This window comes from Mesorhizobium sp. M5C.F.Ca.IN.020.32.2.1, assembly GCF_004023105.1.
Taxonomy (GTDB): domain Bacteria; phylum Pseudomonadota; class Alphaproteobacteria; order Rhizobiales; family Rhizobiaceae; genus Mesorhizobium; species Mesorhizobium wenxiniae.
The window spans coordinates 1-8,701 of the sequence record NZ_RZSX01000185.1; the positions used below are offsets into that span (position 1 = coordinate 1).

Sequence of the window (8,701 nt, forward strand, 5' to 3'; positions counted from 1 at the left end):
GCTGGAGCGCGTTCTGAGGCGCGGCGAGTTCGCGGTGACCACCGAACTCAACCCGCCCGACAGCGCCGATCCGGAGGACGTCTACAACCGCGCGAAAATCTTCGACGGCTGGGTCGACGCCATCAACGCCGTCGACGCGTCGGGCGCCAACTGCCACATGTCGTCGGTTGGCATCTGTGCGCTGCTGACCCGCATGGGCTATGCCCCGATCATGCAGATCGCCTGCCGCGACAGGAATCGCATCGCCATCCAGGGCGACGTGCTGGGCGGGGCGGCGATGGGCGTCGCCAACATGCTGTGCCTGACCGGCGACGGCGTGCAGGCCGGCGACCAGCCGGGCGCCAAGCCGGTGTTCGATCTCGACTGTATGTCGCTCCTGGAAACCTGCCGCATCATGCGCGACAACGGCAAGTTCCTGTCCGGCCGCAAGCTGACGACGCCGCCGCAGCTTTTCCTCGGCGCGGCGATCAACCCTTTCGCGCCGCCGATCGATTTCCGCCCCTACCGGCTGGGCAAGAAGATCGCCGCCGGCGCGCAATTCGTGCAGAGCCAGTACTGCTTCGACGTGCCGATGTTCCGCACCTACATGCAGCAGGTCCGCGATCTCGGTTTCACGGAAAAATGCTTCATCCTGTGTGGCGTCGGGCCGCTGGCCTCGGCCAAGACGGCCAAATGGATCCGCTCCAACGTGCCGGGCATTCATATCCCCGATTCGATCGTCAAGCGGCTGGAAGGCGCCCACGACCAGAAGAAGGAAGGCAAGCAGCTCTGCATCGACATCATCAACGAGGTGAAGGAAATTCCCGGCGTCTCCGGCGTCCATGTGATGGCCTATCGTCAGGAGGAATACGTGGCCGAGATCGTCGATGAATCGGGCGTGCTGAAGGGCCGCCAGCCTTGGAAACGCGAAATCCGCCGCGACGACCAGCTCGTCGCCGACAGGCTCGACCACATATTGCACGACGAGATCACCGAAACCCAAGTGGATATGGTCAAGACCGCGCATTGATGGCGCGGACGGTCACCATTCGCTTGATCGAAATCAGAAACGATATAAAGAAGTCTTTATATCACGAGGGAGAGACTTCATGACCCGGACGATCGTCGCCTCGGCGACACGAGAAATCATCATCGGCTTCGACCAGCCCTTCTGCGTGATCGGCGAACGCATCAATCCGACCGGGCGCAAGAAGCTCGCCACTGAAATGATCGCGGGTAATTTCGACACCGTCATTAGGGATGCGCTGGAACAGGCCGCCTGCGGCGCGACCATGCTCGACGTCAATGCCGGCGTTACCGCCGTCGACCCCAACGCAACCGAACCAGCGCTGCTGGTGCAGACGCTGGAGATCGTGCAGGGCCTGGTCGACCTGCCGCTGTCGATCGACAGTTCGGTGACCGCGGCCATCGAGGCGGCGCTCAAGGTCGCCAAGGGCAGGCCGCTGGTCAATTCCGTCACCGGCGAGGAAGAGAAGCTCGAAGCCATCCTGCCGCTGGTCAAGAAATACAACGTTCCGGTGGTTGCCATCTCCAACGACGAGACAGGCATTTCGATGGATCCGGACGTGCGCTTCGCCGTCGCCAAGAAGATCGTCGAGCGCTGCGCCGATTTCGGCATTCCGGCGCATGACGTGGTCGTCGATCCCCTGGTCATGCCGATCGGCGCGCTGGGCGATGCCGGCCGCCAGGTCTTTGCCCTCCTGCGCCGGCTGCGTGAAGAGCTCAAGGTCAACACCACCTGCGGCCTGTCCAACATCTCGTTCGGCCTGCCGCACCGCCACGGCATCAACGCCGCCTTCATCCCGATGGTGATCGGCGCCGGCATGACCTCGGCGATCATGAACCCGGTGCGGCCGCAGGAGATGGAAGCTGTGCGCGGCGCCAATGTGCTGAACGGCACCGACGAGAACTGCACCAACTGGATCAGGACATACAAGGACTACAAGCCGGCCGAAGGCGGCCAGGCGATCGCGGCGCCCACGCAAGTCAATACGCCGGGTGAAGGCAATGGCAATGGCGGCCGCCGGCGCGGCGGCCGTGAAGCCCGTATGGCCCGGGGATAAGCGCGCAATCGTGAACTCTCCTGCCAACATCACCGATCCGCTCGTGCTGTTCATGCCGTCCGGCAAGCGCGGGCGGTTTCCGGTCGGCACGCCGGTGCTCGATGCCGCACGCCAGCTCGGCGTCTATGTCGAGAGCGTGTGCGGCGGACGCGCCACTTGCGGGCGCTGCCAGGTCGAGGTGCAGGAAGGCAATTTCGCCAAACATAAGATCGTCTCTTCCAACGACCACATCTCGCCCAAGGGTGCCAAGGAGGAGCGCTACGAACGCGTGCGCGGCCTTCCCGAACGACGCCGCCTGTCCTGCTCGGCGCAGATCCTCGGCGATCTCGTCGTCGACGTGCCGCAGGACACGGTCATCAACGCGCAGACCATCCGCAAGGACGCCGACACCAGGGTCATCGCCCGCGATTCGGCAATCCACATGTGCTATGTCGAGATCGAAGAGCCCGACATGCACAAGCCGCTAGGCGATCTCGATCGCCTGAAGATCGCGCTGATGAAGGACTGGGGACTCAAGAGCCTCGATTTCGACGTCCATCTGCTGCCGCAGGTGCAAGGCATCTTGCGCAAAGGCAACTGGACCGCGACCGCCGCCATCCACAAGGATGCCGAAAGTGAGACCGCGCGGGTCATCTCTTTGTGGCCCGGCCTCAAGAACGAGGCCTACGGGCTTGCCTGCGATATCGGCTCGACCACCATCGCCATGCATCTGGTCTCGCTTCTGTCGGGCCGCGTCGCCACCTCCTCGGGCACGTCGAACCCGCAGATCCGCTTCGGCGAGGATCTGATGAGCCGCGTTTCCTATGTGATGATGAACCCGGACGGTCGCGAAGGCATGACGGTCGCGGTGCGCGAGGCGATCTCTGGTCTCGTCGATAAGGTTTGTGCGGAAGGCAACGTCCAGCGCAACGACATCCTGGATTCCGTCTTCGTCGGCAATCCGATCATGCACCATCTGTTCCTCGGCATCGACCCGACCGAGCTCGGCGGCGCGCCCTTCGCGCTGGCCGTTTCGGGCGCCGTGCACATCAAGGCGTCGGATATCGGCCTGAAGCTCAACCAGGGCGCCAGGCTCTACATGTTACCTTGCATCGCCGGCCATGTCGGCGCCGACGCGGCTGCGGTGACGCTGTCGGAAGGCCCGCACCGCCAGGACGAGATGATGCTGATCGTCGATGTCGGCACCAATGCCGAGATCGTGCTCGGCAATCGCCAGCGAGTCGTGGCGGCCTCCTCGCCCACCGGTCCGGCCTTTGAGGGCGCGGAAATCTCCGGCGGCCAGCGCGCCGCGCCCGGCGCCATCGAGCGCGTGCGCATCGATCCCGATACGCTAGAGCCGAAATACCGCGTCATCGGCTCGGAATTGTGGTCCGACGAGCCCGGCTTCCTCGACAGCGTCCAGGCAACCGGCGTCACTGGTATCTGCGGCTCCGGCATCATCGAGGTGGTCGCCGAAATGTATCTGGCCGGCATCATCTCCGAGGACGGCGTCGTCGATGGCGGGCTCTCCGCCCGCTCGCCGCGGGTCACCGCGAATGGCCGCACCTTCTCCTACGTGCTGAAGGAGGGCGAGCCCAGGATCACCATCACTCAGACCGACGTGCGCGCCATCCAACTCGCCAAGGCTGCGCTTTATGCCGGCATCAAGCTGTTGATGGAAAAGCAGCACACCGATCATGTCGACCGCATCCACTTCGCCGGCGCCTTCGGCTCCTTCATCGATCCGAAATACGCCATGGTGCTGGGACTGATCCCCGACTGCGATCTCGACAAGGTCTCGGCCGTCGGCAATGCCGCCGGTGCCGGCGCGCGCATGGCGCTTTTGAACCGCGGCTATCGCCGCGAGATCGAGGAAACGGTGAGCCGGATCGAGAAGATCGAGACTGCGCTGGAGCCGAAATTCCAGGAGCACTTCGTCTACGCCATGGCGCTGCCGAACAAGGTCGACCCGTTCCCGAAACTTTCGGCGGCGGTGAAACTGCCACCGCGCAAGACGGTCAGCGAAGACGGCATTGCCGGCGACGCCGCCCCCCGGCGGCGTTCACGCGAAGGCCACGCGGCCCGGCGCGGCCGGGGGTAATACCCCGCCGGCGAAAGCAGCACTTCGCCCTCATTCTCGTTTGCATGCAAATGTTTCCGGATCAGCCCAAACTGAAACAAGGCGCTGTTTTCGTGAAATCCACCAGATACATGCGAGGCGCATTTAACCGGCATCGAACGGCAGGCAGGAAATAACTTCCAGCCGCCGCAGCACTCCAAGGGAGATGAAGATGTCGATGTTCGAAAGCCTCGGCCGCTTTGGTACGGCCATCAAGCATGCGCACAACAGGAACAAGTCCGTCCGGGCCCTGAACAGCCTACCGCCCGAAATTCAGAGGGACATCGGCTGGCCAGTGTCGCCGCGCGAAGACCCGCAGGTCACCTTCTCGGCCCTGCTTCTGGGTTCGGCGCGCTGATGACGTTCGCCGACAAATGCAAGCTGCTGGCCAAGCGCCGGAGCCGTCATACGGCTCCGGCGGCAAGCGACCCTCGGTTGCGCGCCGCACTGCTGCACCGGCGCTGAGCATTGCAGCGAGCCATGACCAGCTGCTGGCCTTGATTGCCAGCCAGATCACACCGCCGTGCTGTCTCAGCGCAAATCTTGACATTCTGGGCGAAGGGACGATCTTCGATAGCGGGGGTTCTCTTAGTCGGCTCAACCGAAGTCCGTGTGTCCGCATGCCTAGCCTCAAAAGCCACGTCGTTTCCTTTGTCCTCAGGTATAGCCGCAAGAAAGCCTTTTCCAGTCCGGAAAACCTGCAGCGCTGGATTGCCTATGCGCGCAAGACGGAGAACCATCAGCCGCCTGCCTTGCTCCGATCACGTTTCGACATCACGACGCGCAGCGTGGACGGCTTTCCCGTCTATGAAATCGCGCCAAAGGCTGGCGAGCGGAAGCGTATCCTCTACTTGCATGGCGGCGCCTACGTCTTTGAAATCACGCCGTATCATTGGCGGCTGATCGGCGATATGGCCCGTCGGTTGGGCTTCGGCATCACCGTGCCGATCTACCCGATTGCTCCCGAACACGATTTCCACTCCATGTTCGGCATGGTCGGCAAGGTCTACCGGCAGATGCTCGATGAGACGGAAGCGCAGGACATCGTCTTTATGGGCGATTCCGCCGGCGGCAACATGGCCGTGGTGCTGACCATGATGGCAGCGGAAGACGCCCTGCCCTTGCCGTCACGCCATGTGTTGATCTCGCCCGGCCTCGACGTGTCGCTCGCCAACCCGGAAGTGTTCGAGGCGGAACGCTACGATCCGTGGCTGGGAATTCCGGGCGGGCTGGAGGCGGTCCGGCTCTACAGTGCCGGCATAAATCCCAGCGACTGGCGCATCAGCCCGCTTTACGGTGACCTCTCGGTGTTGCCGAAAACGCTGCTTCTGACCGGTTCGCGCGACATGCTGACGCCCGACAACCTGATCTTCGCGCAAAAGGCCCGTGCCGCCGGTGTCGAAATTGAGGTTGTTCTCGAGCAAGGCATGTTCCATGCATGGCCGCTCATCGACATGCCCGAGGCGCGGCGTGCGCGCGATAGCATCGTGGCGTTTTTGACCAGCGAAACCGAGAGCTATCACGCCAAAGCCGACAAATTGTCACTGCAAAAGACAGATCGCGGCGTCACCGCTCACAACCTGGCTACGCCGTTGAGGTCCTGAATCAAAATTTCCCGGTTTCCCTGAACACTTCGAAGGTCGCACGGATGTGGTCGGCGACCGCCTTCACCGGCGCGCTGGCGTCCGGCGCCACGACCATGGCCAGATTGTAGGTGCCGATATCGGGCATGCCGTCCTTCGGGCAAAGCTCGACCATGTCGCTGCCGAGGAACGATTTCGGCAGCGGCGCTACCGCGAGGTCGGACATGATTGCAGCGCGCTGGCCGGCCGTATGCGCGCTCATATAGGCCACGCGATAGTTGCGGCCTTCGCGGCCGAGCGCTTCGAGCGCCCCGGCCCGCCAGGCACAGCCCTCTTCCCACAATGACACCGGCAGCGGTTCGCGCAGATGCGCGCAGCCGCCCTTGGCGCCGGCCCAGACGATCGGTTCTGTGAGCAGCACTTCGGCGCCGAGCGCGCTGGTCTTATAGGAATTGGTGAGCAGCGTGATGTCGAGCGCCCGGTCGTCCATGCGCCGGCGCAGATTGCTACTCTGGTCGATGGTGACATCGACTGCGATAGAGGGATGCGACTGCGCAAAACGCTTCAAGACATGTGGCAGCACGCGCTCGCCATAATCGTCCGGCGAGCCGAGCCGCACCACCCCGACAATGTCGGGGATGATGAATTTCGACACCACCTCGCGGTTGATAGACAGCAGCCGGCGGGCGTAGCCGAGCAGCATCTCGCCATCCGTGGTCAGCGTCACCGAGCGCGCGTCGCGCGCAAACACGGAGCGGCCGAGAATGTCCTCAAGTTTCTTGATCTGCATGGAGACGGCCGACGGCGTGCGGAAGACGGCATTGGCCGCGGTTGTGAAACTGCCGGTCTCGGCGATTGCCACGAAGGTGCGCAAGACGTCGAGATCAAGCAGCGGCAACGGATGATTGAGTGGGGCGTTCATGGGAAGCAGCCTTCAATTTTTCTGATGCAAACTATCATTCCATTTCGTTTGATTGAACATCACTTTGGTGGGATAGTCAACTCCATCGAAGGCAGGTGTATCGAAAGCGGCCTTGAACGCCCACGACATCGATCTGCAATCGACACGAAATGAAGCTGAAACAAACCGGTGTAGCGCTTCGTATGCCGAGCAATCGGCAAGCTCCCGACCCAATGCAAAAGGAGAATGAAAATGTCCATCCTGTCATCCATCGGCCGCATCGCGACCGAATTCAGCGCGGCTCGCGCCCGCTACCAGACTGAACGCGCCATCCGCTCACTGCCGATCGAACTGCAGAAGGATATCGGCTGGCCTGAAGCCGCCGACACCAAGACCGGCACTCGCTATGGGGTTGGATCCTGGGCTGGCGGAGCAAAATAGATCGTGTGTATTCAAAGCTGACGGCCTGTCGCGCAGATCATGCCCGGCAGGCCTTTTTGTTTGCAGTCAAATGTTTTTTGCAGCCATGTCGCCGCTGCATGGCGCATATGAGCGGGCTGCATAGCAGCTCACATTTCGAACTAACGCCTTGTAAATGATCATAAATATTGGGCGGAATGCCCAAAGTTGTCGCATTCCGTGTCGCTTTTCATATCAAGTGCTTCGCTTTTGCGATTTAGTTTCCCCTCACGTAAGCCTATATCAGCGCCAGCCAACGAGCTGCCCCACTCCATCAAGCGAAGGCGACCCGTCTGAGCAACCGAATGGAGATGATGATGAAGCTTTTTGCCCGCCTTTTTTCTCGCCGAGAAATGAACCTGACGACCGCGCTCGAGCGCCAGCGCCTTGCCAACACCATGCCCGGCCAGACCGGCGCCGTGGCCGCCGCACGCCTCGGCTTCGTCGCCTGATCTGACAAGCTCGCAAGCGGCGCTATCGGCTGCTGCTTCGAAGTTGATCACAGCGCCGCTTCGGTTCTGCCGAGGCGGCGCGTTTTGTATGTGCCGACCACATGCCGCATATTTGCTCAAACCGGCGGCATGTTGGGACCGTCGACGCATAGCGATTGCCCATTTGCGACCTATGTCGCAAATAAAGTCTGCCTTTCGCCGCCTAGCCAATTGACAGGAAAGGTTTTTCCTGATGTCGCTATGCTGATCGCGACATCCTGTTCGCGCCATTGCAGCGTGAGGGTTACCCTGTGAACGTCGTAAATCATCCGATCAGGCGATCGTTTGTATTCTTCCTGGTCCCCGATTTCACCATGATCGCCTTTGCAACGGCGCTCGATCCGTTGCGCTCGGCCAACCGGATGCTCGGCTACGAGGCCTATCGTTGGCGGCTCGCCAGCATCGACGGCAAGCCGGTGCGCGCCTCGAACGGCGTCGAATGCGCCGTCAACACCTCGCTGGAGGACGAACGCAAGAAGATGTCCGGCCCCGAACGGCCGAACATGGCGGTCGTTTGCAGCGGCATCAATGTCGAGCGCTACCAGAACAGATCGGCCTTCGCCTGGCTGCGCGAGGAATACAACCGCGGCGTCGCCATCGGCGGCTTGTGTACTGGCGCACATATACTGGCCGCCGCCGGCCTGTTGTCCAACAAGCGCTGCGCCATTCATTGGGAGAACCTGCCGGGTTTTTCCGAGGCGTTCCCGAAGGCCAATGTCTTTGCCGACCTCTTCGAGATTGACCAGAACATCTACACCTGCGCCGGCGGCACCGCGGCGCTCGACATGATGCTGAAGCTGATCGGCGACGATTTCGACGACAACCTCGTCAACCGGGTCTGCGAGCAGGTTTTGACTGACCGCGTACGCAGCCCGACCGATCGCCAGCGCCTGCCGCTGCGTGCGCGCCTTGGCGTGCAGAATTCCAAAGTGCTGACCATCATCGAATTGATGGAAGCAAACCTGTCCGAGCCGCTGTCGCTGATCGAGATTGCCGATCATGTCGACTTGTCGCGCCGCCAGATAGAGCGCCTGTTCCGCACCGAAATGGGACGATCCCCTGCCCGCTACTATCTGGAAATCCGCCTCGACCGGGCCCGGCACTTG

9 protein-coding genes are annotated in these 8,701 nt (G+C 62.0%); 7 read left to right on the forward strand and 2 right to left on the reverse strand.

All coding sequences use genetic code 11. The features are described 5' to 3' along the window. The 5 genes from EOA86_RS11950 to EOA86_RS11970 all read left to right on the forward strand — a co-directional run. A partial coding sequence (locus EOA86_RS11950) for a methylenetetrahydrofolate reductase (protein WP_164891694.1) occupies window positions 1-1,009 on the forward strand: 1,009 nt, incomplete at its 5' end. 79 nt (window positions 1,010-1,088) lie between these two features. Continuing rightward, window positions 1,089-2,063, forward strand: a complete 975-nt coding sequence (locus EOA86_RS11955) for a methyltetrahydrofolate cobalamin methyltransferase (protein ID WP_128341818.1) — start codon at window positions 1,089-1,091, stop codon at window positions 2,061-2,063. Next, on the forward strand, window positions 2,014-4,143 hold the full coding sequence (locus tag EOA86_RS11960) for an ASKHA domain-containing protein (RefSeq protein ID WP_128341820.1): 2,130 nt from the start codon (window positions 2,014-2,016) through the stop codon (window positions 4,141-4,143). The genes EOA86_RS11955 and EOA86_RS11960 overlap by 50 nt, the downstream gene beginning before the upstream one ends. Before the next feature lie 190 nt (window positions 4,144-4,333). Continuing rightward, a complete protein-coding gene (locus EOA86_RS11965; protein ID WP_029351944.1) occupies window positions 4,334-4,519 on the forward strand; it encodes a hypothetical protein in 186 nt (61 codons plus the stop codon). Window positions 4,520-4,781: 262 nt separating this feature from the next. Next, entirely contained in the window at window positions 4,782-5,765 is a 984-nt protein-coding gene (locus EOA86_RS11970; RefSeq protein ID WP_095521906.1) for an alpha/beta hydrolase, read from the forward strand. 1 nt (window position 5,766) lies between these two features. Here EOA86_RS11970 and EOA86_RS11975 read toward each other — a convergent pair whose 3' ends face one another. Further along, window positions 5,767-6,666, reverse strand: coding sequence for a LysR substrate-binding domain-containing protein (locus tag EOA86_RS11975; protein WP_029351948.1), 900 nt, complete (start codon window positions 6,664-6,666; stop codon window positions 5,767-5,769). A 231-nt stretch (window positions 6,667-6,897) separates the two neighbouring features. Here EOA86_RS11975 and EOA86_RS11980 point away from each other — a divergent pair, with 231 nt between their 5' ends. Beyond that, complete coding sequence (locus tag EOA86_RS11980; protein WP_029351950.1) at window positions 6,898-7,086, forward strand: hypothetical protein; 189 nt, start codon at window positions 6,898-6,900, stop codon at window positions 7,084-7,086. Window positions 7,087-7,244: 158 nt separating this feature from the next. Here the strand turns inward: EOA86_RS11980 and EOA86_RS38570 are convergent, their stop codons facing one another. Continuing rightward, window positions 7,245-7,607 carry a hypothetical protein gene (locus EOA86_RS38570; protein ID WP_164759552.1) on the reverse strand — a complete coding sequence of 121 codons (363 nt, stop codon included), beginning with the start codon at window positions 7,605-7,607 and terminating at the stop codon, window positions 7,245-7,247. Between the two features lie 302 nt (window positions 7,608-7,909). Between EOA86_RS38570 and EOA86_RS11990 the strand changes: the two genes are divergently transcribed. Then, the coding region (locus EOA86_RS11990; RefSeq protein ID WP_348633340.1) for a GlxA family transcriptional regulator at window positions 7,910-8,701 on the forward strand (792 nt) is incomplete at its 3' end.